This is a genomic window from Streptomyces sp. NPDC003011 (assembly GCF_053591515.1).
On the sequence record NZ_JBSFTY010000049.1, the window covers coordinates 18854 to 43959 of the forward strand.

Here is a 25106-nt window from a genome sequence, read left to right on the forward strand (position 1 = left end):
GTAGTCGAGGAACGGTCACCTGGAGTCGGGGAGTGGGCGCATGAACGGGCCGTGGACCTTGGAGAGGGTGGCGGTGTACCGCGCCCGAGTGCGCGGCTGCCTCCTGGGCGGGGCGGTCGGCGACGCCCTCGGCTATCCGGTCGAGTTCTCCTCCCTCGACCGGATCCGCGCGACCCACGGACCGCGCGGCGTGAGCGGCCCGGTGCCCGGCGCGCACGGCGCGGTGGGCCTCATCAGCGACGACACGCAGATGACCCTGTTCACCGCCGAGGCCCTCATCCAGGACCGGGAGGGGGAACGGCACCGAGCACCGGACAAGGGCGTCAGCGACGGATGGAGCCTGCTGATGCGCCGGGCGTACGAGCGGTGGCTGGAGACCCAGACCAAGCCGGGCCCCGAGCAGGCCGCACCCCCGGGAACCGGGCAGGGCGCGGCGGCGGGCCCGGCGCCGGCCGCGACGCCCGACGGTGACGCTCCCGTCGGCGGCCTGGTCACCGAGCGCTGGCTGTACGCCCGCCGCGCCCCCGGCAACGCCTGTCTGTCCGGCGTCGCCCAGGGGTACGCCCCCGACCCGTGGCTCGTCCTCGACGGCAGACCCGGTGAGGTCAACCCCGACTCCAAGGGCTGCGGCGCGGTCATGCGCTCGGCGCCCTTCGGTCTCGTCCACCGCGACGACGTGGCCTTCTCCCTGGCCGCCCGCGCCGCCCAGATCACCCACGGCCACCCCACCGGCTACTACGCGGCCGGCGCGCTCGCCGCGATCGTGGCGAACCTGGTCGAGGGGGACTCTATGCAGGGCTCGGTGCTGCGCGCCCTGCGGACGCTCGAGCGTCACCCCGGCCACGAGGAGACCTCGGCCGCCCTCAGCCAGGCCGTCGAACTCGCCGCGGACCCGACAGGGGCGACGGCGGAGAAGGTCGAGTCCCTCGGCGCGGGCTGGGTCGCCGAGGAGGCGCTCGCCATCGGCGTGTACTGCGCGCTGCTCCCGATGCCGGTCGAGGACGCCCTGCTGCTGTCCGTCAACCACTCCGGCGACAGCGACTCCACCGGCTCCCTCTGCGGCAACCTGCTCGGCGCCCGCCACGGCGACCAGGCCCTGCCGCACGCGTGGGTCCAGCGGGTCGAGGGCCGCGCCCGCATCGCCGTGCTCGCCGACGACCTCGCGGCCCAGGGCGTCCCCGCCTGACCCCCGGCACCGTCCTGGCCAGGGCCGCGACGGCACGGCTGTGGCAGGCTGAGGACATACCCCGCCGTCCAGGAAGGAACGAGGCCATGCCCGTCGAACCCCTGTCCCAGAAGGAGATCGAGGACCGGCTGGCGGAGCTGCCGGGCTGGTCGCTCGACGGCGACCGGCTCACCCGCTCCTACCGGCTCGGCACGCACTTCGCCGCGACCGCGATGGTCGTCCACATCGCCCGGGTCCAGGAACAGCTCGACCACCACTCCGACCTCACCCTCGGCTACGACACCGTGTCCCTGAGCGCGCACACGCACAGTGCCGGCGGTGCCGTCACCGAGCTGGACTTCGAGCTGGCACGGAAGGTGGAGGACCTCGCCCCCGGCCACGGAGCCCGGTGACGCGGTGCTGGACTACGACAAGGAGGCCGACGCCTACGACGCCACCCGCGGCGGTGAACCCAGAGCCGCCGCGGCCGCCGACACCGTGCTCCGTCTGATCCCCGAACGGACCCGCCGGCTCCTCGACGTCGCCTGCGGCACCGGGAGCGTCACCCGGCGGCTCGCCGCGGCCCGCCCCGGCCTGCGGGTGACCGGCGCGGACCTGACGTACGGCATGGCCCGCACGGCCGCCGTACGCCTGCCCGGGGCCATCGTCCTGGCGGACAGCCGCCGACTGCCGTTCCCCGACCGGACGTTCGACGCCGTCACCAGTGTGTGGCTGCTGCACCTGCTCGACACGGCCGACGACGCCCGGACCGTCGTCGCCGAGTGCGCCCGCGTGCTGCGCCCCGGCGGCGTGTACGTCACCACGGTCGACAAGGCCGCCGCGCACGACGTCGGCAGTGACATCGACGCCGTGCTCGCCCCGCGTCCGCGCCGGCCCGCCCAGGACACCGCCAGGGCGGTCACGGCGTACGCCGCCGCCCACGGCCTGCTCCCCGCCGGCCGGGCCCGTTTCCCCGGGCACGGCCAGGGCCGCAGCCCCCGCGGCACCGTCGCGGACCTGCGGCGCGGCTGGTTCACCCGGCTCCCGCCCGGCGACCCGCGCGCCGACGGCTTCGCCGCGCGCCTCGCGGACCTTCCCGACCAGGACCGTCCGCGCGCCGACCCCGTGTTCACGGTGCTGGCGTTCAGGAAGCGCGACGGCCGTCCCTCCTGAGTGCCGCGGCGACGCCGACGCGGGCCGACCGTCCGCGACCGGCCGGGGGAGAGGGGGAGTGACACGGCAACCCCGGGCGGCGCGGCGGCGACTGAGGAGAACGGAACCCGCCCGTCCCCCCAGGAGGTCCGCCGTGCAGCACCCGCCCCCGCACTCCGCCCCCCGCACGCACCGCAGACGCCGCGTGCTCCTGCCCGCGGCCCTCGTCGCCTCGGCTCTCGTCGGCGCCGGACTCACGGCCATGATCGGCGTCGACTCCGCCGAGGCCGCCACCGCCCGCCAGGTCGAGAAGCTCGACCGCGGTGTCGTCAGCGTGCACACCGACGCCGGCAACCTGATCAGCTGGCGCTGGCTCGGCACCGACCCGAACGACGTGTCCTTCAACGTCTACCGGTCCGGTACGAAGGTCAACTCCACGCCGGTCAGCGGCTCCACGAACTACTTCCACTCCGGCGCCCCCGCCCAGGCCGACTACACGGTCCGCGCGGTCGTCGGCGGCGTGGAACAGGCCGACTCCGTCCACGCGGTCCAACTCCGCACCGGCTACAAGGACGTTCCGATCACCCCGCCCGCCGGCGGCACCACCCCCGACGGCGTCGCCTACACGTACGAGGCCAACGACGCCTCGGTCGCCGACCTCGACGGCGACGGCGCCCTCGACTTCGTCCTCAAGTGGCAGCCCACCAACGCCAAGGACAACTCCCAGTCCGGCTACACCGGCAACACGGTCGTCGACGGCGTCAAGCTCGACGGCACCCGCCTGTGGCGCGTCGACCTGGGCCGCAACATCCGTTCCGGCGCCCACTACACGCAGTTCCAGGCGTACGACTACGACGGAGACGGCAAGGCCGAGGTCGCGATGAAGACCGCCGACGGCACGGTCGACGGCACCGGCGCGGTCATCGGCAGCTCCTCGGCCGACCACCGCAACTCCGGTGGCTACGTGCTCTCCGGCCCCGAGTACCTGACCATGTTCAACGGCCAGACGGGCAAGGCGATGCAGAGCGTCGACTACGTCCCGGCGCGCGGCACGGTCTCCTCCTGGGGCGACTCGTACGGCAACCGCGTCGACCGCTTCCTCGCGGGCACGGCGTACCTGGACGGCGCCCGGCCCTCGCTCGTCATGGCGCGCGGCTACTACACCCGCACGGTGATCGCCGCCTGGGACTGGCGGGGCGGCGCCTTCACCCGCCGCTGGACCTTCGACACCTCCTCCTCCACCAACAGCGGCAAGGGCTACGACGGCCAGGGCAACCACAGCCTGTCCGTCGCCGACGTCGACGCGGACGGCAAGGACGAGATCGTGTACGGCGCCATGACCGTGGACGACAACGGCAACGGCCTGTGGACGACCAAGCTCGGCCACGGCGACGCGGGACACGTCGGGGACCTCAACCCGTCGCGGGCGGGCCTGGAGTACTTCAAGGTGTCCGAGGACACCAGCAAGCCCGGCTCGTGGATGGCGGACGCCCGCACCGGCCAGGTCCTGTGGCAGACCGCCTCCGGCGCCGACAACGGCCGCGGGGTCGCCGCCGACATCCACGCCGGCAGCCCGGGCGCCGAGGCCTGGTCCGCCTCGGACACCACCCTGCGCTCCGCGACCGGCGCCTCCCTCGGCCGGGAGCCCTCCAGCGTCAACTTCCTGAGCTGGTGGGACGGCGACCCCGTCCGGGAACTCCTCGACGGCACCCGCGTCGACAAGTACGGCACCTCCGGCGACACCCGTCTGCTGACCGGCTCCGGTGTGCACTCCAACAACGGCACCAAGGCCACCCCGTCCCTGTCCGGGGACATCCTGGGCGACTGGCGCGAGGAGGTCGTCTGGCCGACGTCGAACAACACGGCCCTGCGGGTGTACTCGACACCGGTCGAGACCAGCACCAGGATCACGACGCTGCTGCACGACACGATGTACCGCACGGCACTCGCCTGGCAAAATACTGCATACAATCAGCCGCCGCACCCGAGCTTCTTCATCGGCGGCGGCATGGCCACGGCACCCCGGCCGACGGTCTACACCCCGTGAGCCGTTCCCGCCCGTGAGCTGTCGAGCACCGCGGATCCCGCACCCCGCCCCCGGCCCCCGGGATCGCGGGGCGCGGGATTCATTCATCATGAACACGTTTTCATCACGAGAATTCCGTATGCACGGCTTCCCGGGGGATGATTCGCACTTCAACAGCACCATCCCTGGGGGCACCATGAGCCAGCACTTCCCGCAGCCACCCATGCCGGGCTTCCCGCCCCCGCCGATGCCGCCGCAGCAGAAGAAGGGCCCCGCCAACGCGATCGTCCTCGGGGTGGGAGCGGCCGTCGTCGTCACCATCATCGCCACCGGCGCCGTGGTGGGCTCCGAGGTCGGCGACGAGGCGAAGCCCGCGCCCACGGTCACCGTCACCAGGACCCTGTCCGCCGACGACACCGCCGCGGCAGCCGGGCAAGACCCGTCCGCACCGGCGCCCGAGGACACCGGCGACGGCGTCTACGCCTTCGACGACATCGTCACCTACGAGAACGACGTGGACGTCAGCCTGTCGGGATTCACCCGCGGGGTGTCGAGCGAGTGGGCGTCACCGGAGGACATGCCGTACGTGAAGTTCACGGTGAAGCTCAAGAACGGCGGCGACCAGACCCTCGACGCCACCATGCTGACCGTCAACTGCTCGTACGGCGAGGACGGGCACAGCAGCGAGGCCATCTTCGACACCGAGGCGGGCCTCGGCGGCGGCCCCGACACCCGGCTGCTGGCCGGCCGGTCCCTCAACGTGCCCTGGGGCTGCGAACTCCCCAAGGGCGAGAAGCTGTTGCAGGTGGAGGTCGCCCCGGACTTCGAGTCGGAGGCGACGATCTTCACCGGCAGCGTCAGGTAGCCGCGGCGGACCCCCGTCCGGGCGCCGGTCCGGACGGGGGCGCTCACGGCCTCAGCCCACCGCGCAGTTCTGGTCACCCAGCTTGAACGCGGCCGGTTTCGTGTTCGTGCCCGACAGACTCCCGGTGAAGCCGAAGCCCACCGACGAGCCCGCCGCCACCGTCCCGTTCCAGCCGACGTTCTTCGCCGTCACCGCCGTACCGGACTGCGCGGTCTGCGCGTTCCACGCCTGCGTGACCTTCTGGCCGTCGCCGAAGGTCCAGCCGAGCGACCAGCCGTTCCAGGCCGACGAGCCGGTGTTGGTGAGCTGCACGTCCGCCTGGAAACCGCCCGACCACTGGTTGGTGACCTTGTACGTCACCGAACAGGCGCCGGCCGGACCGGGATCGGGGCCCGGCCCCGGGTCCGTGCCGCCGCCGGCGTCGGAGCTGTCGCCGTAGATCACCCCGCGGCCGTTGGTCGCCACGTACACCCGGCCGTACACCCGCGGGTCACCGGTGATCGCCGCACCCGTCCAGCCCCACTGGTGGGCGTCGTCGTTGATCCGGGTCCAGGTCGCGCCCTTGTCGGTGGAGCGGAAGATCCCGCGGACACCGCCGATCTTCGCGCTGGTGAACAGCGTCTGGTACGACGCCGACGCGGCCGCCTTGCCGAAACCGATCGTGTCGGCCTCTTCGACGCCCGCGAGCTCGGTGAAGGTCGCACCGCCGTCGGTGGAGTGCCACAGCCCGTACGCGCCGTCGCTCGCGCCGCCCGCCAGCCACACGTCGCCCTTCGTGCCGGGCAGCGCCTTGAAGCGCACGCTGTCACCGCTCGGCAGACCGGTCGCCGAGGACGCCGTGAAGGTGGCGCCGCCGTCCGAACTGACGTAGAACTTCCCGGACTTGAAGCCGTAGAAGGTCTTCGGGTCGACCCGGTCGGACTCGACGACCGCACCCGCCGGTATGCCGCTGGAGGCCGCCCAGGAGGTGCCGAACCCGGTCGCGTAGTGCACGCCGGTGCCGGCCGGACTCCACACGAACCGGCTGCCGTCGGCCGCCGCCGCGACCGTGCCGCCACCGCTCACACCCGAAGGGTCGGTCCCCGCGAACCAGTTGGCCCCGTTGTCCGTCGAGAACGCGATGTGCGGGCCCGAGTCGAGGTTGCCGACGCGGACGACCGTGTTCGGGTTCGCCTCGGCGAAGTCCAGACTGGTCGTGGAGGTGAAGTTCGGGGAGGTGAACATCATCGACGGGACCTTGGCCAGGTCCGTGTGCCGGAACCCGCCGATGTCACCGAGCGCGCTGAGCAGCGGGGCACCCGACGGGGGAGAGGCGAGGTCGTTGACCGCCGTCTCCTCCAGGCCCTGCACCATCGGCTTGATGGCGAACTGGCCGCCGCCGTCCCAGTTGGTGAGGTTCTCCGTGCCGTAGACCGTCGCGCCCGTCCCGTACATCATCCGGTTCGAGTCGAACGGGTCGATCTCCAGCGACTCCGTCATCCAGCCCAGCTTCGGCGCCTGTTCGGGCGGCGACGGGTTCGCGCCCCAGGTCAGCCACGGGGAGGACGAGACGTCCATCGTGTAGCGGTTCGCGCGGGTGGGATACGACGAGTAGTCCCACGCCTTCGTCCAGGTCGCGCCGCTGTCCGTGGACCGGAAGATCTGGGTGTCCGGCCACCAGGAACTGTAGGCGGTGGCCATGAGGGTGCCGGGCTTCTGCCGGTCCACCGTCAGCCCGCTGAACCCGTAGTAGGTGTCGGCCTCGGCGACCGGACTGACGTCCGTCCAGGTGCCGGTCGCGGTCGCGTACCGCCACAGCCGGCCCTTGCCGCCGTCGTACGGGCCGCCCTTGTCGCTGTATGCGATGTACAGATGGCCGTTCTTCGTATCCAGTACACCCTTGTGTGCGAGGTATCCCGACGGCTGCCCCTCCAGCCGGGTCCAGGTCGCGCCCGCGTCCGTCGACCGGTACACCGCGTTCGCCTGGTCGGCGACCCCCACATAGATCGTCCTGGTCGCCGTGCCCGACGTGCCCGTGGACTCGTCGAAGGTCACCCACACGACGCCCTGGTTGTCACTCGCGTAACCGCTGGTGTCGCTCGGATCCTGCGCGTAGTTGCCGACGTTGGGGAAGTTCGTCACCTGCGACCAGGTGACGCCGGAGTCCGTCGACCGCCACAGACCCTTGCCGCTCGGCGCGCCCAGGTACAGCACGCTGTTCCGGTTCGGGTCGACCGCCAGGCGCTCGCCCATGCCCCGGCCGGGCATGTTGCCGCCCAGCTTGAACGGCAGGTCCGTCTTCTGCCAGCTCGCGCCGCGATCCGCGGAACGCATGACCGCCCCGTTCCCCGGATCCCAGCTGTTGGTGTACGTGCCGACCGCCGCGTACACCCGGTCCGGGTTCACGGAGTCCGAGGCCAGGCTCACCACCCCCGTGTGCCCCCAGTCGTCCCAGCCGACCGAGTCCAGCAACGGCGTCCAGGTCTTCGTGGACTGCTGCCAGCGGTAGGCGCCGCCGATGTCGGTGCGGGCGTAGGCCAGGTTCTTCTCCGCGCGGTTGAAGACGATGCCGGGGACGAAACCACCGCCGTCGATCCGCGCGTTCTTCCAGGTGTAGGTGTCGGCGGCGATCACCGGCTTCGCCGGCTCGGCGGCCAGCGCGGGCGGCGTGCCCGCGAGCAGGCCGGCCGCCAGCGCCAGAACGGCCGTGAGGATGCGGGTTCTTCGCACGGGTGGTCCTTTCCGGGCAGGAGGGGGAGTGGAAAGGCGCGATGGCCGGGCGGCCCCCAGTGCGGGTGGGGGCCGCCCGGCTAGGCCCCGTCGTCAGGTGACGGGGCCACGCACGCGGAGCTTCAGGCGCCCCTCGCAGGGGCGGTGCTGCCCCGCGCCCCACACAGGGGCACGGGAACTGCGCGACCAGCCGCACACGGCCCGCAGCGTTCGCACCGCCCGACCCGCGGAGCGCCCGGCGGGGACTATTCGAGGAGCTCCGCGTACGAGCCCATGGCCAGGGCGATGTCCGCCTGGGCCCAGAACCGGTGGTACGTGAAGGAGGGCGCGGCTCCGCCCGCCAGGTAGGCCTCGATCTTCGACCAGGCCGGGTCGTCCTCGTAGAAGGAACGGATGGACTCGAAGGTGGACGAGGCGTTGATCGCGTCGCCGTTCGGCATCGTCCCGGTCCAGCCGGACGGGACGTGGACGCCGTCGTCGAAGCGGTTGTAGTCGGCGCGGGTCTCCGGGACGGCGATGCCCAGGCTGTCCTGGTGGTGGTCCCACATGCCGTCGAGCAGCGCCTTGGCCGTCGTGGCGGCCTCGGTGTCACCGGAGCGGTCCGCGTAGTACGTCAGGGTCTTGGCGTACGCGGCGGTCACCCCGACGTCGTTGGTGTAGTCCGCGACGGTGACATGAAGTCCGCTGTTGGCACCCGGACTCGACGCGTTCCAGGTGTCGGGCTGGCCCGACCACTGCAGCGTCGAGGGAACCCGGTACGTGCCGTCCGGATTGATCGTGGTGTGGGCCAGCGCCCAGTCGACCCACTTGTCGAGGACGACCTTGGCGTCGGCGTCACCCGACTGCTGGTAGTACTCGGCCACCCGCTCCATCGACCACGCCTGGAAGCCGAACCACTGGTTGGACGGCGGGTCGTGGTAGACGGGCTGCTGGTCGTAGTACATGCCGTAGAACGTCGACTTCCCGGCCGGCGGCGTCGCGTACCGGCCCGCCCAGCTGTTGGTCGCGCCGCCCGCGATGGCACCCTCGTCCGACTGCAGCCAGCGGTAGAACTCCAGCTGCCGGTCGAGCGACTTGGCCCAGTCGGCCTGTCCCGTCGCCGACTTGGGCTTCAGATCGGCGTAGGAACTCAGCGCGTAGGCGGCCAGCGGGTTCTGGTAGCCGCCGTGCGCGTGGCTGGAACCGATGCGCCAGGCCCAGCCTGCCGCGGTGTCGGTGGCACCGCCCCAGGCGTAGTACCAGGACATCAGGTAGTGCGAGGCGTCCTTGCCGGTGCCGGCCGGGCACGAGGTGGGCCCGACACAGTTGCCGACCTTCTTGAAGTACTTGTCGTACATCGAGTAGCGCAGGTAGTCGCCCATCTTCGCGGCCTTGGCGACGGTCGCGGAGATGTCACCGCCCTTGCCCTGGGCGTCCGCCCACTTGTCGGCCCAGTACGCGGCCTGCACCGCACGCGCGTCGGCGTCCGGGGCGTTGGTGAACTTCCACTGCTTGGCGTACGACGCGTCACCCGTGAACAGGTCCAGGTAGCCGTTCCGTCCGCCGTACTTGAAGGCGTCACAGGTCGGCTGCGGCACCGTCTCCCACACCGACTCCTGCGCGCCGCGCTGGAAGGTGTTGATGTACGACGGTCCGGTGTCCGCCGGACCCGCCTCGCACTTGCCCGGCGAGTTGCCGAAGCCGTAGACGTTGTCGACGTCCTGCAGCCAGTGCATACCGTAGACATCGTCGGTGCCGTATGCGGACTTCAGTTCACCGGCGATCGGATCCGGTCCGACCGAGACCGCCGGGTCCAGCTTCGCCGGGTACTCGCCCGGCGTGTCCAGCTCCGGCGCGTACGTCGCCGGCTTGGAGGCGTTGTAGAAGGAGTTCGTCGGCTGGTCGGCGTGGGTGGGGATCATGTACTTCTCCATGATCTCCCAGGCGCCGTTGAACTTCGTCCAGTCGCCGGTGACCTTGCCGTACATGGCCTGGAGCCACAGGAGGTAGCTGTACGCCTCCGACGTGGTCTCGTGACCGTGGTCCGGCGCCTCCACGATCAGCGTCTCGACCGAGTGGTAGGGAATCCCCTCGGGCGAGAAGTAGCCGCTGGCCGGGTTGGTGATCTTGCCGTACAGCTCCAGGAACCGGGCGTCGTACTCCTTCGACGCCGCGATCTGGGTGACCGTCACCGAGGCCTTGCCGTGACCGGTGGCCGTCGACTCGAAGGTCGCCGCACCGGTGCCGGAGGAGTCGGCGGTGACCGTCACCTTCTGCGCGGTGCTCCAGTTCGACGGCGTGAAGGTCAGCGACGCCCCGCCGGTCACCGACAGACCCGAGTTGCCCCCGGTCCGCGCGGTCGTCACGGACACGTTGGCGGACGGCCGCGTCGACAGTTTCACGTCGTAGCTGATCGCCTTGCCCTGCTGGACGGCGAGCTGGTTGGTGGAGGCCACCACGGTGGGACCCGAGGCGACCGTGATGCCGACCGGCGTGGACTCCGCGGCCGCGCCCAGGCTGTCGTACGCCTTCGCCAGCAGCGAATGACTGCCCACGGCCAAGCCGGTGGCGGACAGTGAGTAGGGCGCGTTGGTGTCCGTGCCCAGCAGCGTGGTGTCGTCGTAGAACTCCACCTTGCTGATCGTGGCGTTGTCCGCCGCCGCGGCGGTCGCCGCCAGCGGGACCGCGTCACCCTGTGTGTAGACCGCGCCCGCGGCGGGGCTGGTCAGCACGGCGATGGGCGGCTGGTGCGCACCCACGCAACTGGTTCCGTTGACCGCGAAGTTGGTGGGCGCGGCGTTGGTGCCGCTGTACGTGAACTGCGCGCCGGCGGAGGCGGCGGCACCGGCGGCGATCGTGGCGTTGTGCGAGGCGTTCCGCACCGTGATCGCCTGACCGGACTGCGACCAGGCGCCGTTCCAGCCGGTGCCGGAGAGCTTCTGGTTGCCGGAGTAGCCGTACGTCAGGGTCCAGCCGCTGATGGCGTCCGTACCGCGGTTGGTGATCGTGACGTCCGCGGTGAAACCGGAGCCCCAGTCGTTGGTCTTGTAGTCGACGCTGCACTGAAGTGGAGCCGCCTGGGCAGGAGTTGAACCCGTACTGAGCATCGTGAACGGAAGGGCGAGGGCCGCCACGACAGCGGTCCACATACGCCGAGCGGCCCGGCGTCTCTTTCTCGGGGGCATGTGCTGGTTCCTCCTTGCGGCTCGGAGATGTCAAGGCTTGAACCAGTGGGAGCGCTCCCATAGTGAGGACGGGGCCGAGAGCGGTCAAGGTGCTTGAAGAGTCGAAAAGATTCGACGATCGGTGTTGAGGGAAAGTCAGCACCTCCTCTGTTCTTTGCCGTGACTTGGCGCTAGCTTCGTTGAACCAGTGGGAGCGGTTCCATCAGTCGACGCGTCCGTCACGACGCGCCTGATCTGCAAGGAGTCGCTCATGCGACACCCCCCGCGTTCAACACTTCCAGCCGTCGCCGGCGCGGTCCCCCCTCCTCGGGTCCGTGACGGTGCCGGTGGTCACGGCGTCCGGCGCCGTACCCGTCCGCACGGTGGAACACTCCGTCACCGGCCAGTGGGACACCGGCTTCCGAGGCACCGTGCGGATCACCCGCAACACGGCCGCCACGAGCAGTCGGTACCCCACCTTCGGCGAACCGCACAGGCGCCGTCACGGACCTGGTGACGAAGGTCAAGGCGCATGGCACGACACCGTCGTTCGAACCGCACCGGACCCACGGTCGGCACGCCTGAAACGCCGCCGGCTTGCACCTGCTCGCCACCGATGTCCGCGAGGACGACGTGTACCGCAGGCCGGGCCTGGGCTTGTGGCAGCAGGCGTGCACCTCGGAGCACCGCCCGCCGCCTGACCCGTGCACCACCCCTGAACTCCAGTGACGACGGTACGCCCACCGCGTACGGCACCGGGCCGCGTGATTCTGCGCGCCCTCAACGGCTGACACCCGCAACTGAGTTATTCGCAACCGAGAAGGAACCCGCACTCATGAGTCGTACCAGAACCGCGATGCTCGCTGCCCTGGCGCTGGTCGCCGGGGCCTCCGGGACGGCGTTCGCCGTCGTACCGGACGACGTAGGCACCGCCGCCGTCCCCTGCACCGTCGACTACAAGGTGCAGAACCAGTGGGCCACCGGCTTCACCGCCAACGTGACCCTGACCAACAACAGCACCGCCAAGTCGGGTTGGTCGCTGAAGTGGTCGTACGCCGGTAACCAGAAGGTCACCAGCGGCTGGAACGCCAAGCTCAGCCAGAGCGGAGCCGCCGTCACCGCCGCCAACGAGAGCTACAACGCCCCGCTGGCCACCGGGAGTTCGGTCAGCTTCGGCTTCCAGGGCACCTACAGCGGCACCAACGCGATCCCGGCCACCTTCACCCTCGACGGCGTGACCTGCAACGTCGACGACGGCGGCAGCGGCCCCGGTCCCACGGACCCGCCGGACCCCGGAGGTGCCAACCGGGTCGACAACCCCTACAACGGCGCCAAGGTGTACGTGAACCCGGAGTGGTCCGCGAAGGCCGCCGCCGAACCGGGCGGCAGCCGCATCGCCAACCAGCCGACCGGTGTCTGGCTGGACCGGATCGCCGCGATCAACGGCGTCAACGGCGGCATGGGCCTGCGTGACCACCTCGACGCGGCGCTGACCCAGAAGGGCTCCGGCGAACTCGTCGTCCAGCTGGTGATCTACAACCTGCCCGGCCGTGACTGCGCCGCCCTCGCCTCCAACGGCGAACTCGGCCCGACGGAGATCGACAAGTACAAGACCCAGTACATCGACCCGATCGCCGCGACCCTCGCCGACGCCAAGTACGCGGGGCTGCGGATCGTCACCACCATCGAGATCGACTCGCTGCCCAACCTCGTCACCAACACCGGCAGCCGGCCCACCGCCACGCCGCAGTGCGACGTGATGAAGGCCAACGGCAACTACCAGAAGGGCGTCGGATACGCCCTGAACAAGCTCGGTGACGCGCCCAACGTCTACAACTACATCGACGCCGGACACCACGGCTGGATCGGCTGGGACGACAACTTCGCCCCCAGCGCCGCCCTGTTCAAGGAGGCGGCCACCACCGAGGGCGCCACCGTCAACGACGTCCACGGCTTCATCACCAACACGGCCAACTACAGCGCCCTGAAGGAGAACAACTTCACCATCAACGACAACGTGGCCGGCAAGTCCGTCCGCGAGTCGAAGTGGGTCGACTGGAACCGGTACGTCGACGAGCTGACCTTCGCCCAGGGCTTCCGCAACCAGCTGGTCACGGCAGGCTTCAACTCGGGCATCGGCATGCTGATCGACACCTCCCGCAACGGCTGGGGCGGCACCGCACGGCCCGCCGCGCCGGGCGCCACGACCACCGTGGACACCTACGTCGACGGCGGCCGCTACGACCGCCGCATCCACATCGGCAACTGGTGCAACCAGGCCGGCGCCGGCCTCGGCGAGCGCCCGCAGGCCAACCCGGCCGCCGGGATCGACGCGTACGTCTGGATGAAGCCCCCGGGTGAGTCCGACGGCTCCAGCAGCGCCATCCCGAACGACGAGGGCAAGGGTTTCGACCGGATGTGCGACCCGACCTACACGGGCAACCCGCGCAACGGCAACAACCTGTCCGGTGCCCTGCCGAACTCCCCGCTCTCGGGACACTGGTTCTCGGCACAGTTCCAGGAGCTCATGAAGAACGCCTACCCGGCGCTGTAACACCCTAGGCGATGCGCCGGGGCCGGCTCTGACGGGCCGGACCCCGGCGGATCGCGAGCACCACGGCCCAACAGTTCCCGTCCGCCCGCTCCCGCCCAGGGACACCGCCGGATACAGCGGCGCTGCCCCGTGACGCGGGGGCGGGTGCCGTGGTGCGGCGGCCTCCCGTGTTCCGTGTTCCCTGTCTGGTGTCCGGTGTCCCGGGGACCGGTGCACGGGACGCATCTCGTTTTTGCCGTCGTGGCAACATCGGTGGCCCCCTCGCGGTGCGTCGGCGCACGCTGGCCGCATCGCGACGAGAGGCTGACCACCATGGCGCACGACCACCACCCGGATCACCACCAGGACCACCACCACGGCCACACCCACCCCGACTGGAACGAGATGGCTCCGCTGCTGGAGTCCGAGGCGGAGTTGTTCACGCCCCTGTACGAGAGGGCTCTCGCATGGCTCGGCCACAAGCAGACCGAGCCCGGGCTGATCGTCGACGCGGGCAGCGGACCCGGTGTCGTCTCCTGCCTGCTCGCCGACTCCTTCCCCGGCGCCCGGGTCATCGCCGTGGACGGCAGCGAGCCGCTGCTGGAACGGGCCCGCGCCCGCGCCGCCCGGCTCGGCGTGGCCGACCGCTTCGGCACCCTCGCCGGTGAACTGCCCGGCGTACTGGACGACTTGGACTACCCCGCCGACCTGCTGTGGGCCAGCCGGAGCCTGCACCACCTCGGCGACCAGCGAGCCGCCCTCGCCGCCTTCGCCGCCCGGCTCGCGTCCGGCGGCACCCTCGCGCTCCTGGAGGGCGGTCTGCCCGCCCGCTTCCTGCCCCGCGACATCGGCATCGGCCGCCCCGGACTGCAGGCCCGGCTGGACGCGCTGGAGGCGGAGCGGTTCGCCCGCATGCGCGCGGACCTGCCCGGGGCGGTCACCGAGACCGAGGACTGGCCGGCGCTGATGGCCGCCGCGGGCCTCCGACACACCGGCACGCGCAGTTTCCTGCTCGACCTGCCCGCACCGACCACCGACCGGGCCCGCGCCCACGTCGCCGCCTCCCTCACCCGCCTGCGGGACGCCTGCGGCGACGACCTGGACGCCACCGACCGCGCCACCCTCGACCGGCTCCTCGACCCCGACGACCCGGCGAGCGTGCACCGACGGCCGGACGTCTTCCTGCTCGCCGTGCATACGGTGTACACGGCGGTGCGTACCGACTGAGATCGACCGCGGACCGCCGACCGCGGACCGCCGACCGCCGACCGCGGACCGACGACCGCCGACCGACGACCGCCGACCGCCGACCGCCGACCGCCGACCGCCTCCGACGCCCTTGACTTCGAGAGTGCTTCAACTGATGGACTCCCTCCGTCCGTCCAGGACACCGAGGTACATCAGGGCACACCGAGGAGCAACAGGGGGAACGCATGACCGACTCTCCGGTCACGCTCATCACCGGCGGAGGCAGCGGTATCGGCGCCGCGGTCGCCCGGCGGCTGCTGGACGCCGGGCAGCGGGTGGTCGTCACCGGCCGCGGCGAGGAGCGGCTGCGCGCCTTCGCCGCGGAACTCGGCGACCCCGACGAGCTGATGACGTGCGTCGGCGACGCGGCCGACTACGACCACATACGGTCGGCTGTCGACCGTACGCTCAAGGAATACGGTCGACTGGACACCGTCGTCGCCAACGCCGGCTTCGCCACCCACGACTCGGTCGCCGAGGGCGACCCGGCCGGCTGGACCGAGATGGTGCTGACCAACGTGCTCGGCCCCGCGCTGCTCATCCGGGCGTCGGTCGACGCGCTGAAGGAGACCCGGGGGCGGATCGTGCTGGTCGGCAGCGAGGCGGGGTTCGTGCCCACGCCGGGCAACATCTACGGGGCGACGAAGTGGGCGGTGACCGGTCTCGCCGAGAACACCCGCCGTGAGGTGACCGGCTTCGGGGTGGGCGTGACGCTGATCGCGCCCGGCCGGGTGGAGACCCCCTTCTGGGACAGCTACGGCAGTCTGCCGCCCGGTCATCTGCTCACCGCCGGCCAGATCGCCGACTCCATCGTGTGGGCCGTCGGGCAGCCCGCCGGAGTCGACATCAACACGGTCGTCGTACGGCCGATCGGGCAGCCCAACTGACGCCCCAGCGTGGTCAGTTGTCCCGGAGGAACTGCTGCGCCAACCGGTTCCCGAGGGACACCGCCGCGCCGTGGCTCTCGATGGGGGACACCCGGGAGTCGCGGAACAGGATGTAGGTCACCTCGGAGTCGGTGCCGCCGGTCGCCGGGTCCGGGTCGATCCCGAGGGCCTCGGCGGTGGCGTACGAGGCCTCGCCGATGATCTTCGCGGGGCCGGTGTCGCCGATGACGGCGTACCGCACCTGGTCGTCGTGGATCACCGCGACGACACCACCGCCGCGGATGCCCGCGTGCGCAGGGTCCCAGATGCCGCCCGCGCCGGGCACGACGACGTAGGGCAGGGTGTCCGACCTCAGGGGCCTGCCGTCGGACTGGTGGAAGGCGGTGTCGTCCTGGAACCAGGGATCGGTGTTCTCGTTGCAGCGCTCGGTGCGCTGGCCGTCGCAGTCGATGTCCATGTCGGCCTTCCAGAACACCGCGCCGTGCTTGCCGCACACGGGGACCGTCGGCGCGCTGTCCAGGTCGGTGCGGTATCTGCCGTTCGAGATCTGGGAGCAGGAGGTCACCTCGGCGAGCAGGTCGGCCGCGCTGACCGTGCCCTCCCGGGCGGACGTCGGTGCGGGCCTGCCGGAGGCGGTCGCGGGGAGGACCCCGGCGGCGAGCAGGGCGGCCGAGCAGGCCACGGAGAGGGTCAGCGATCGGGTACGCACGGTGGGGACCCTTGTCTTAAGGAGAGTTTCCTTACCTGGCGGCGTCCACGGTGCCCCCTCGGCATGATCGGGTCAATCGTCCGTACGGGGGTCGGACATGACAGCGCCCCGGGACCGTGGGCGATCCCGGGGCGCGAGGCCGGCAGATGCGGCCGAGAGGGTCAGCCCGCGTCGAACGTCGCCGGGTCGGGGCCCAGACGGCGGTCCTCGTTCAGCGCGCTGATCGCCGCCAGGTCCTCGGTGTCCAGGCTGAAGTCGAAGACCTCGATGTTCTCCTTGATCCGGGACGGCGTCACGGACTTCGGGATCACCACGTTGCCGAGCTGGAGGTGCCAGCGCAGCACGACCTGGGCCGGGGTCCGCTCGTGCTTGCGCGCGATGGCCACGACCGCCGGAACCTCCAGCAGCCCCTTGCCCTGGCCGAGCGGCGACCAGGCCTCGGTGGCGATGCCCTGCGCCGCGTGGTACTCACGGGAGGCGTGCTGCTGCAGGTGCGGGTGCAGCTCGATCTGGTTGACCGCCGGAACGACCGACGTCTCGCCGATCAGCCGCTCCAGGTGCTCCGGCAGGAAGTTGGAGACACCGATGGCCCGCGCGCGCCCGTCGGCGTGCAGCTTCTCGAACGCCTTGTAGGTGTCGACGTACTTGTCCGCGGACGCCATCGGCCAGTGGATCAGGTACAGGTCGACGTAGTCCAGGCCGAGCTTCTCCAGCGACGTGTCGAAGGCACGCAGCGTGGAGTCGTAGCCCTGCTCGCTGTTCCAGAGCTTGGTGGTGACGAAGACGTCCTCGCGGGGAAGGCCGGCGGCGGCGATGGCCTTGCCGGTGCCCTCTTCGTTGCCGTAGATCGCCGCTGTGTCGATGCTGCGGTACCCGGCCTCCAGCGCGGTGGAGACGGCCCGCTCCGCCTCGTCGTCCGGCACCTGCCAGACGCCGAAGCCCAGCTGGGGCATCTCGACGCCGTTGTTGAGGATGATCGGGGGGACCTTGCTGCTCACGAGCTCTTGATCCTTACGGTTGTCGACAGATGTCACGTCCCATCGTCAACGATCACGAGCCCTGATGCATTCCTGACCGGAGAATCCGCCGGAAACAACCTCAGGCTCGGTACAGCGCCTCGACCTCATTGGCGTACGCGTTCTCGATCGCCTTGCGCTTGAGCTTCAGCGACGGCGTCAGCAGTCCGTGCTCCTCGGTGAAGGGCTGGGCCAGGATGCGGAAGGTGCGGATCGACTCGGCCTGCGAGACCAGCGTGTTGGCGGCGACCACGGCGCGCCTGACCTCGGCCTCCAGGTCCGCGTCGCGCACCAGCTGGGCCGCCGGCATCCGCGCTTTGCCGCGCATCGCCAGCCAGTGCTCGACGGCCTCCTGGTCCAGGGTGACCAACGCGGCGATGTACGGCCGGTCGTTGCCGACGACGATGCACTGGGCGACCAGCGGATGGTCGCGGACCCGCTCCTCCAGCAGACCGGGGGAGACGCTCTTGCCGCCGGAGGTGACCAGGATCTCCTTCTTGCGGCCGGTGATGGTGAGGTAGCCGTCCACGTCGAGGGCGCCGAGGTCGCCGGTGGCCAGCCAGCCGTCGTGCAGCGCCTGGTCGGTGGCCTTGGGGTTGTTGAGGTAGCCCTGGAAGACGTTCTCGCCGCGCAGCCAGATCTCCCCGTCGTCCGCGATGTGCACGGTCATGCCCGGGATGGGCTGCCCGACCGTGCCGTAGCGGGTGCGTTCGGGCGGGTTCGCGGTCGCGGCGGCCGCGGTCTCGGTGAGGCCGTACCCCTCGTAGATGTGCACGCCCGCACCCGCCCAGAACAGGCCGAGCCTGCGGTCCATCGCCGAACCGCCCGACATGGCGTGCCGGATCCGGCCGCCCATCGCGGCCCGCACCTTGGAGTACACCAGCTTGTCGAAGAGCTGGTGCTGCATCCGCAGCGCCGCCGACGGTCCCGGTCCGATGCCCCAGGCCTTCGCCTCCACGGCGTCCGCGTACTTCACGGCGACCTCGACGGCCTTCTCGAACGCTCCGGCCTTGCCGTCCTTCTCCGCCTTGCGGCGGGCGGAGTTGAACACCTTCTCGAAGATGTACGGCACGGCGAGGAAGAACGTCGGCCTGAAGGCGGCCAGGTCCGGCAGCAGGGCGGCCGCGTTCAGCTGCGGCTGGTGGCCGAACTTCACCTTGCCGCGGATCCCGGCGATCTGGACCATCCGTCCGAAGACGTGCGCGAGCGGCAGGAACAGCAGGGTCGCCGCCTCGTCGCCCTTCCTGGAGTGGAACACCGGCTCCCAGCGCTGGATGACCGTGTCCGCCTCGTACATGAAGTTGCCGTGCGAGATGACGCAGCCCTTGGGGCGGCCCGTGGTGCCGGACGTGTAGAGGATCGTCGCGACCGAGTCCGGGGTGACCGCCTGCCGGTGCCGGTGCACCACCTCGTCGTCGAGGTGGACGCCGGCGTCGTACAGCTCCCGCACGGCGCCCTCGTCCAGCTGCCACAGCCGGCCCAGCCGCGGCAGCCGGTCGATGACGGTGGCGATCGTCATCGCGTGGTCCTCGTGCTCCACGACCGCCGCCGTGCACTCGGCGTCGTACAGCATCCAGAAGCACTGTTCCGCCGAGGAGGTGGGGTAGACCGGCACCACCTGGGCGCCGATCGTCCACAGCGCGAAGTCGAACAGCGTCCACTCGTAGCGGGTGCGGGACATGATCGCGACCCGGTCGCCGAAGCGGACACCCTGGGCGAGCAGGCCCTTGGCCAGGGCCAGGACCTCGTCGCGGAACTCGGCGGCGGTCACGTCACGCCACCGGCCGTCTTCGCCCTTGCGGCCGAGCGCGATGTGCAGCGGGTCTTCCCGGGCATGCTCGAAGACGACGTCGGCCAGACCGCCCACCGGCGGTGCCAACGCCAACGGAGGGTTGGTGAACTCGCGCAAACCCCGCTCCCCGCTTCTTGTGGCGCTCCCCCACAGCGCCGTGAAAGCTACCCCACCCGGGAACAGGGCGGGAGGGGGCCGAACACGAGCAGTGTTCACGTATGCGCTGGTCAGTGACGCGAAATGCGCTCACATGGGGAAGGGTCGGACAGGAAACTGACGGCTGAGTAAGTTTCGGTACCGTAATCTCCACCGAATCTGTACGACTCGATGACACCCGCGTGCCCCGTCGGCGGGCCTGCGCGCGGCGCGCGCGGCCCTCACCTCTCTCAGCGTCCGCACGGCCGCATCCGTCACTCCTCCGCTCGCGCCGCCGTCTCTGCTCGCGCGCCGCAGTCCCCGCCCCCGGCCCCCGTCCCCGGCGTCGGCAAGGGCGCGTCGGGTCGGTGCGCCTGCCTGAGCCGGCCGCCCGGGCGGCTGCCCGGTTCGTCCCGGCCGGGGGCGCCGCGCCGTCCCCTCAGCGCCGGTGCAGCCGGTCCCCGCCCGCCAGGATCGCCGCCGCCAGCGCGTCCGCGGCGCCCTGGGCGGCCGTCCGGCGGCCCCCGTGCGCCAGGACGAAGTCGACCCGGCCGAGTTCCGGCAGCCCCGCCCGCTCGGGGACGCGCACCAGGCCGGGCGGGACCAGGCCGCGCGAGTGGGCCATCACGCCGAGGCCCGCGCGGGCCGCCGCGATCAGCCCGTTGAGGCTGGCGCTGGTGCACGTGATGCGCCAGGCCCGCCCCTGCCGCTCCAGCGCCTCCAGGGCGAGCGCCCGGGTGATGCCCGGCGGCGGGTACACGATCAGCGGCACCGGACGGTCCGCGTCCAGCCGCAGCCGCTCCGCGCCGATCCACGTCAACGTGTCACGCCACACCAGCCGGCCGTGCGGGTCCTCGGGGCGCCGCTTCGCCAGCACCAGGTCCAGCTTCCCGGCCGCCAGCTGCTCGTGCAGCGTGCCCGACAGTTCGACCGTCAGCTCCAGGTCGACCTCGGGATGGTCGTAGCGGAAGGCCTCCAGGATCTCCGGCAGCCGGGTCAGCACGAAGTCCTCCGACGCGCCGAAACGCAGCCGGCCGCGCACCCGCGCACCCGTGAAGAACGTCGTCGCCTGCTCGTGCACCTCCAGGATCCGCCGTGCGAAACCGAGCATCGCCTCGCCGTCCTCCGTCAGTTCCACGGAGTGGGTGTCCCGGCTGAACAGCTGCCGCCCGGTGGCGTCCTCCAGCCGCCGCACGTGCTGGCTGACGGTGGACTGGCGCAGGCCGAGACGCCGGGCGGCCTGGGTGAAACTCAGCGTCTGGGCCACGGACAGGAACGTACGCAGCTGGGAGGGGTCGTACACGCGCCCCACGCTATCGCGGAACGTGATGACAGTCAGAGCGGTATGCCGGATTCCCGATCGCCGTGTGAGGGAGCACGATGAGAGGGGGACCCGTGGCCCCGGACCACCGAGACCGAGCCCGCCCCCAGCGACACCCCTGTTGACACCCACAGCGACAAGCGAAGCGACAAGCAAGTGGAGCACCGTGAAACGCCTGCGTTGGCCGAGTTGGATGCCGATCGACCCGTACATCCTGCTGCTGCTCGGGACGGTGGGTCTCGCGGCCCTCCTCCCCGCGCGCGGAACGGGCGCCGACGTGGCCTCCGGCGCCTCCACGGCCGCCATCGCGTTCCTCTTCCTCCTGTACGGCGCCCGCCTGTCCACCCGGGAGGCGCTCGACGGGCTCAAGCACTGGCGGCTCCACGTCACGGTCCTGGCCTGCACGTTCGTCGTCTTCCCGCTGCTCGGTCTGGCCGCCCGCGGACTCGTCCCGGTGTTCCTGACCCACCCGCTCTACCAGGGACTGCTCTTCCTCACCCTCGTCCCGTCGACCATCCAGTCGTCGATCGCCTTCACCTCCATCGCCCGCGGGAACGTGCCCGCCGCGATCTGCGCCGGCTCCTTCTCCTCCCTGGCCGGCATCGTCGTCACCCCGCTGCTGGCCGCGGCCCTGCTCGGCAGCGGCGGCGGCGGGTTCTCCGCCGGCTCGGTCCTGAAGATCGTGCTCCAGCTGCTGGTGCCCTTCCTCGCCGGGCAGCTGCTGCGCCGCTGGATCGGCGCCTTCGTCACCCGGCACAAGAAGGCCCTCGGCCTGGTCGACCGCGGCTCCATCCTGCTCGTCGTCTACACCGCGTTCAGCGAGGGCATGGTCCAGGGCATCTGGCACCAGGTCAGCCCCCTGCGACTGGCCGGGCTGATGGCCGTGGAGGCCGTCCTGCTCGCCGTGATGCTCCTGGTGACCTGGTACGGCGCCAAGGCGCTGCGCTTCGGCCGGGAGGACCGGATCGCGATCCAGTTCGCCGGCTCGAAGAAGTCCCTCGCCTCCGGGCTGCCCATGGCGAGCGTCCTGTTCGGCGCGCACGCCTCACTGGCCGTGCTGCCGCTGATGCTCTTCCATCAGATGCAGCTGATGGTGTGCGCGGTGATCGCCAAGCGCCGCTCGCGCGACGCACGCGAGGAGGTCACCTCGCCGGCTTCAGACGCAGACTCACGAACCGCGGTCGGTACAGGGACACGTTCCGATTGAGCTGCGCCGCCGCCCCGGCGGGCTCCAGCCAGTTGACGTCGTAGCTGAGCACCACCCGCCCGCCGTCGCTCAGCTCCGGGTGCGTCTGCGGGTTGTACGCGGCGACCTGCCCGGGCGGCAGCGCGGCCGTGAAGTCCTTCGCCGGGCCGTGCCAGGGGCCGGTGGGGGAGCACGCCCAGTACGACGTCACCGTGGTCAGCCCGCGCGCCCCCGCCGCCATGGTGAACAGGACGTACGTCCCGTCCTGGCGCACCACCGAGAACGCGCTGCCCACCCCGGTGCGCCGCCCGTCCCCGAGCACCGCGCCCGGACGGGCCCGCGCCGCCCAGGCGGAGCCGTCCCAGTACTCCCAGGCGGCCGGATCCCCGAGCCCGCCCTCGGGTATCCGCGCCACGTACGCCTGCGAGGCGGGCCGGGACGCCGCCTGACCGTCGTCGCCGCCGAAGACGTACGTCCAGCCGTCCTCGTCGACCAGTGTGGTGCCGAACAGCACCCGCCGGGACGGATCCCGCACGAGCCGCTGGTCCAGGACCTCCACCACGGACTCCACCCGCAGGTCGGGCAGGGAGAGCGTGGCGACCTCGGTGGCGGTGGGCACCCCGTAGACCCAGGGCGCGGCTCCCGCGGTCCGCACCCACAGCAGCACCCGCAGCACCTGCTCGGAGGAGCCGGGGGAGCGGGGCTCGACCCGGGCGGCGACCGGCCAGCGCCACTGGCCCGGGCCCGGGTCCGGGAAGAGGGGCGCGGGCAGCGTGGTCTCGAGGCGGCCGTCGCGCATCACGACGGCCGAGTTGCGCACCAGTGGCGCGGTGCCGTCGCGCCAGGCGTAGGACTCGCCGACCGGGTTCGGCGGGCCGTGCACCCGGCCGAGGTAGGTGTCCGAGAACAGCCACAGCAGCCGGCCGTCCGGGAGCCGGACCGAGTGCGTGCCGTCGCCGCCGGTCCAGTCGTCGGTGCGGGCGGCGTCGTCGCCGTAGCGGGCGAACTCGGTGTTCAGACGGTTGTCGGCCGACCAGGAGGCGACGGTATGCGGTATACAGTCGTCGGCATTCTGTCGATCGTCGTCGTCCGGGAGGGCGATGAGCAGCACGGCCGTGAGAACCAGGGCCAGCAGCAGGCCGGCCCCGGCTCCCGTGCGCTGTCGTGCTGATCCGATCTCGGGCACGCTCCGGGACGTTAGCGGTTCGCGCTCACCCGGTCCATGGGCAGCCACAGAACGGTGTCCGCCAACGGTGCCGTCCCCGCGGCGACTTCCGCGTCGGTGAGCGCCCGGTCGACGACCCGGACCTCGTCGATCGCCCCGGTGAAGAAGGCCCGGCTGTCCATGCGCTGCCCGATGTGCACCCCGAACGGCGAGTTGCGGCTGACGGAACCGGCCACGTCCGCGGTGGAGGCCGCCGTACCGTCGACGAACAGGGTCAGCCGCCCGCCGCCCCGGCGCAGGACCAGACGGTGCCACCGGCCGTCGTTGTGGGCGGCGGCGGTGCTCACGGACGCCGTGCGGACGGCCGTCGCCCCGTCGCGCACGGTGATCCCGCCGTGCAGCCGCTTGCCGGCGGGATCCGCGCGCAGCCAGATCTGCGGCTGACTGGCGCCGGTCCCGCCCATCCACAGCAGCGGCTGCTCCCCGCTCTTCGCCGTGTACCGGAACCAGAGGGACGCCGTGAAGTCCCTCGTCCCGAGGAGCAGCCGAGCGCGGTGGGGCAGGCGTACGGCGTCGTCGGCGCCGTCGAACTCCAGGGCGCCGCCGGTCACGCCGGCCGTCGGCCGGGCCCCGCCGAGCACGGCCGCGGGCGGGGCGCCCGGGGCGAGGTCGGCGGTGGTCGGATCGGGGTCCCGGCGCGGTCGCAGCCAGTCCTCGGTGAACCGGGCGAAGCGGATCTCGTCGCGGGCGTCGACGGCACCGCCCTCGTACAGCAGGCCCACCGTGGCGTCGTCGACCGGCGCCATGTCGGAGTAGCCGGACCAGTCCGTGGTCACCACCGTGCCCCGGTCGACGCTGTCCCAGGTGGTGCCGCCGTCGTAGGAGGAACGGATCATCATGGTCCGGCGGCGGTCGGGGTCGCCGGGGCAGGACAGCAGCAGACGCTCGCCGAGGGGGAGGGTGGCGCACTGGACCTGGGGTGCGTACAGGTCGGGGAGGGCGGTGAAGGGGGTGGTGAAGCTGTCGCCGCCGTCGAGGCTGACGGCCTGGGTGCGGTGGCCGGGGTCGGTGCCGTTCTGTTCCCGGCCGCTGACCAGCAGGGAGCCGTCGGCGCGTTCGCCGAGGGTCAGCTCGGACGGCTTCTGCCGGAACGTGCCGTCCGCGGGGACCGGCCAGGAGTCGGTCGCGCCGATCCTCCAGTGGTCGCCGTCGTCGCTGACGACCAGGGCCGCGTGCTGGGTGGTGACCCGGCCCCCGTCCCACGTCTCGGTGTTGACGCCGAACACCAGCCGCCCGGCGTGCGGGCCGCGGACGAGCTGGATGCCGTGCACCGGGCCGGTGGCGTACCAGGCGTTCCACCGCGCGGGACGGATCTCGGGGCTCAGATCGCGCGGCGTCGACCAGGTCAGTCCGTCGTCGTCGCTGTACTGCAGATGCGGGGTCCGGCCGCAGGGCATGGGGCAGGTGCCGTCGGCGCGGCCGGAGTTGTAGGTCTCGGCGAGCAGAATGCGGCCGGTCGTCCGGTCGACGAGCGGGGCGGGGTTGCCGTGGGTGTCGCCGCCGCCGTCGTTGACCACCTGGAGCGGGCCCCAGGTGCGGCCGCCGTCCGTGGAGCGCTTGAGGACGATGTCGATGTCGCCGGCGTCACCGCAGTCGCGGACCCGGCCCTCGGCGAACGCCAGCAGTGTGCCGTCGACCGTCCGCACGATCGCCGGGATGCGGAAACAGGCGTAGCCGGGGTCCTCGGAGGCCTTGAAGAGGACCTGCTGCTGGAAAGCGGCCGAGGCCGCGTGGGGCCGGGCGTGCGCGGGAGGGGGTGAGGCGGCCATCGCCACCGTGGTGGCGACCGCTGCCAGGACGGGTCTCAGACGTGCGTGGAACCATGCCGACATGAGGCACCTGCCTTTTCCGGTCCGAACATCAGGAGATGCTATGTCTGACGGACCGTCAGTGGCGTGAGCCGGCGCGGCGGGCGCGTCACGGCCGCGGCGGCACCGTGCCGAGGCCGCCCCGTGACACGATCCGTGGGCGAAGCGGAGCCGTGTCGCGCGGTC

General features: G+C 71.5%; 17 protein-coding genes. 9 read left to right on the forward strand and 8 right to left on the reverse strand.

Annotation, left to right across the window (positions count from 1 at the left end; all coding sequences use genetic code 11):
- Window positions 1-40: 40 nt before the first annotated feature.
- From ACWD0J_RS24575 to ACWD0J_RS24595, 5 genes are all read left to right on the forward strand, one after another.
- Entirely contained in the window at window positions 41-1186 is a 1146-nt protein-coding gene (locus tag ACWD0J_RS24575) for an ADP-ribosylglycohydrolase family protein (RefSeq protein ID WP_451497981.1), read from the forward strand.
- A gap of 86 nt (window positions 1187-1272) precedes the next feature.
- Complete coding sequence (locus tag ACWD0J_RS24580) at window positions 1273-1578, forward strand: 4a-hydroxytetrahydrobiopterin dehydratase (RefSeq protein WP_451497982.1); 306 nt, start codon at window positions 1273-1275, stop codon at window positions 1576-1578.
- 4 nt (window positions 1579-1582) lie between these two features.
- On the forward strand, window positions 1583-2338 hold the full coding sequence (locus tag ACWD0J_RS24585) for a class I SAM-dependent methyltransferase (RefSeq protein ID WP_451497983.1): 756 nt from the start codon (window positions 1583-1585) through the stop codon (window positions 2336-2338).
- Between the two features lie 133 nt (window positions 2339-2471).
- Complete coding sequence (locus ACWD0J_RS24590) at window positions 2472-4364, forward strand: rhamnogalacturonan lyase (RefSeq protein ID WP_451497984.1); 1893 nt, start codon at window positions 2472-2474, stop codon at window positions 4362-4364.
- A gap of 175 nt (window positions 4365-4539) precedes the next feature.
- Complete coding sequence (locus tag ACWD0J_RS24595; RefSeq protein WP_451497985.1) at window positions 4540-5208, forward strand: hypothetical protein; 669 nt, start codon at window positions 4540-4542, stop codon at window positions 5206-5208.
- Window positions 5209-5259: 51 nt separating this feature from the next.
- Here the strand turns inward: ACWD0J_RS24595 and ACWD0J_RS24600 are convergent, their stop codons facing one another.
- Together ACWD0J_RS24600 and ACWD0J_RS24605 are read right to left on the reverse strand one after the other, a co-directional pair.
- On the reverse strand, window positions 5260-7917 hold the full coding sequence (locus ACWD0J_RS24600; RefSeq protein ID WP_451497986.1) for a cellulose binding domain-containing protein: 2658 nt from the start codon (window positions 7915-7917) through the stop codon (window positions 5260-5262).
- 245 nt (window positions 7918-8162) lie between these two features.
- Window positions 8163-11081: a glycoside hydrolase family 48 protein gene (locus tag ACWD0J_RS24605; RefSeq protein WP_451497987.1), complete on the reverse strand. Its 2919-nt coding sequence runs from the start codon at window positions 11079-11081 to the stop codon at window positions 8163-8165.
- An 814-nt stretch (window positions 11082-11895) separates the two neighbouring features.
- Here ACWD0J_RS24605 and ACWD0J_RS24610 point away from each other — a divergent pair.
- The 3 genes from ACWD0J_RS24610 (at window position 11896) to ACWD0J_RS24620 (ending at window position 15728) form a co-directional block, all read left to right on the forward strand.
- Entirely contained in the window at window positions 11896-13614 is a 1719-nt protein-coding gene (locus ACWD0J_RS24610; protein ID WP_451497988.1) for a glycoside hydrolase family 6 protein, read from the forward strand.
- Between the two features lie 312 nt (window positions 13615-13926).
- Complete coding sequence (locus tag ACWD0J_RS24615; RefSeq protein ID WP_451497989.1) at window positions 13927-14820, forward strand: class I SAM-dependent methyltransferase; 894 nt, start codon at window positions 13927-13929, stop codon at window positions 14818-14820.
- 206 nt (window positions 14821-15026) lie between these two features.
- Window positions 15027-15728: an SDR family oxidoreductase gene (locus ACWD0J_RS24620; protein WP_451497990.1), complete on the forward strand. Its 702-nt coding sequence runs from the start codon at window positions 15027-15029 to the stop codon at window positions 15726-15728.
- Between the two features lie 13 nt (window positions 15729-15741).
- Here ACWD0J_RS24620 and ACWD0J_RS24625 read toward each other — a convergent pair whose 3' ends face one another.
- From ACWD0J_RS24625 to ACWD0J_RS24640, 4 genes are all read right to left on the reverse strand, one after another.
- Window positions 15742-16437, reverse strand: a complete 696-nt coding sequence (locus ACWD0J_RS24625) for a glycoside hydrolase family 75 protein (protein WP_451497991.1) — start codon at window positions 16435-16437, stop codon at window positions 15742-15744.
- A 161-nt stretch (window positions 16438-16598) separates the two neighbouring features.
- Window positions 16599-17435, reverse strand: a complete 837-nt coding sequence (locus ACWD0J_RS24630) for an aldo/keto reductase (protein WP_451497992.1) — start codon at window positions 17433-17435, stop codon at window positions 16599-16601.
- 100 nt (window positions 17436-17535) lie between these two features.
- Window positions 17536-19362 (reverse strand): AMP-dependent synthetase/ligase, encoded by a 1827-nt coding sequence (locus ACWD0J_RS24635; RefSeq protein WP_451497993.1) that lies wholly within the window; start codon window positions 19360-19362, stop codon window positions 17536-17538.
- Between the two features lie 457 nt (window positions 19363-19819).
- The gene (locus tag ACWD0J_RS24640) at window positions 19820-20683 is read right to left on the reverse strand and encodes a LysR substrate-binding domain-containing protein (RefSeq protein ID WP_451497994.1); all 864 of its coding nucleotides are present in this window, start codon (window positions 20681-20683) and stop codon (window positions 19820-19822) included.
- Between the two features lie 211 nt (window positions 20684-20894).
- Here ACWD0J_RS24640 and ACWD0J_RS24645 point away from each other — a divergent pair, with 211 nt between their 5' ends.
- Window positions 20895-21908, forward strand: a complete 1014-nt coding sequence (locus ACWD0J_RS24645) for a bile acid:sodium symporter family protein (RefSeq protein WP_451498020.1) — start codon at window positions 20895-20897, stop codon at window positions 21906-21908.
- On the opposite strand, the gene ACWD0J_RS24650 is transcribed toward ACWD0J_RS24645, so the two are convergent.
- Both ACWD0J_RS24650 and ACWD0J_RS24655 read right to left on the reverse strand, forming a co-directional pair.
- On the reverse strand, window positions 21844-23073 hold the full coding sequence (locus ACWD0J_RS24650; RefSeq protein WP_451497995.1) for a DUF4185 domain-containing protein: 1230 nt from the start codon (window positions 23071-23073) through the stop codon (window positions 21844-21846). The genes ACWD0J_RS24645 and ACWD0J_RS24650 overlap by 65 nt on opposite strands.
- 11 nt (window positions 23074-23084) lie before the next feature.
- Window positions 23085-24944 (reverse strand): exo-alpha-sialidase, encoded by a 1860-nt coding sequence (locus tag ACWD0J_RS24655; RefSeq protein WP_451497996.1) that lies wholly within the window; start codon window positions 24942-24944, stop codon window positions 23085-23087.
- Between the last annotated feature and the right edge of the window lie 162 nt (window positions 24945-25106).

What these genes read in the sequence shown, in the direction of transcription:
- ACWD0J_RS24620 (WP_451497990.1), top strand. Translation starts at nt 15,027, where the DNA reads ATGACCGACTCTCCGGTCACGCTCATCACCGGCGGAGGCAGCGGTATC.
- ACWD0J_RS24605 (WP_451497987.1), bottom strand. Translation starts at nt 11,081, where the DNA reads ATGCCCCCGAGAAAGAGACGCCGGGCCGCTCGGCGTATGTGGACCGCT.
- ACWD0J_RS24615 (WP_451497989.1), top strand. Translation starts at nt 13,927, where the DNA reads ATGGCGCACGACCACCACCCGGATCACCACCAGGACCACCACCACGGC.
- ACWD0J_RS24580 (WP_451497982.1), top strand. Translation starts at nt 1,273, where the DNA reads ATGCCCGTCGAACCCCTGTCCCAGAAGGAGATCGAGGACCGGCTGGCG.
- ACWD0J_RS24575 (WP_451497981.1), top strand. Translation starts at nt 41, where the DNA reads ATGAACGGGCCGTGGACCTTGGAGAGGGTGGCGGTGTACCGCGCCCGA.
- ACWD0J_RS24595 (WP_451497985.1), top strand. Translation starts at nt 4,540, where the DNA reads ATGAGCCAGCACTTCCCGCAGCCACCCATGCCGGGCTTCCCGCCCCCG.
- ACWD0J_RS24655 (WP_451497996.1), bottom strand. Translation starts at nt 24,944, where the DNA reads ATGTCGGCATGGTTCCACGCACGTCTGAGACCCGTCCTGGCAGCGGTC.
- ACWD0J_RS24645 (WP_451498020.1), top strand. Translation starts at nt 20,895, where the DNA reads ATGCCGATCGACCCGTACATCCTGCTGCTGCTCGGGACGGTGGGTCTC.
- ACWD0J_RS24610 (WP_451497988.1), top strand. Translation starts at nt 11,896, where the DNA reads ATGAGTCGTACCAGAACCGCGATGCTCGCTGCCCTGGCGCTGGTCGCC.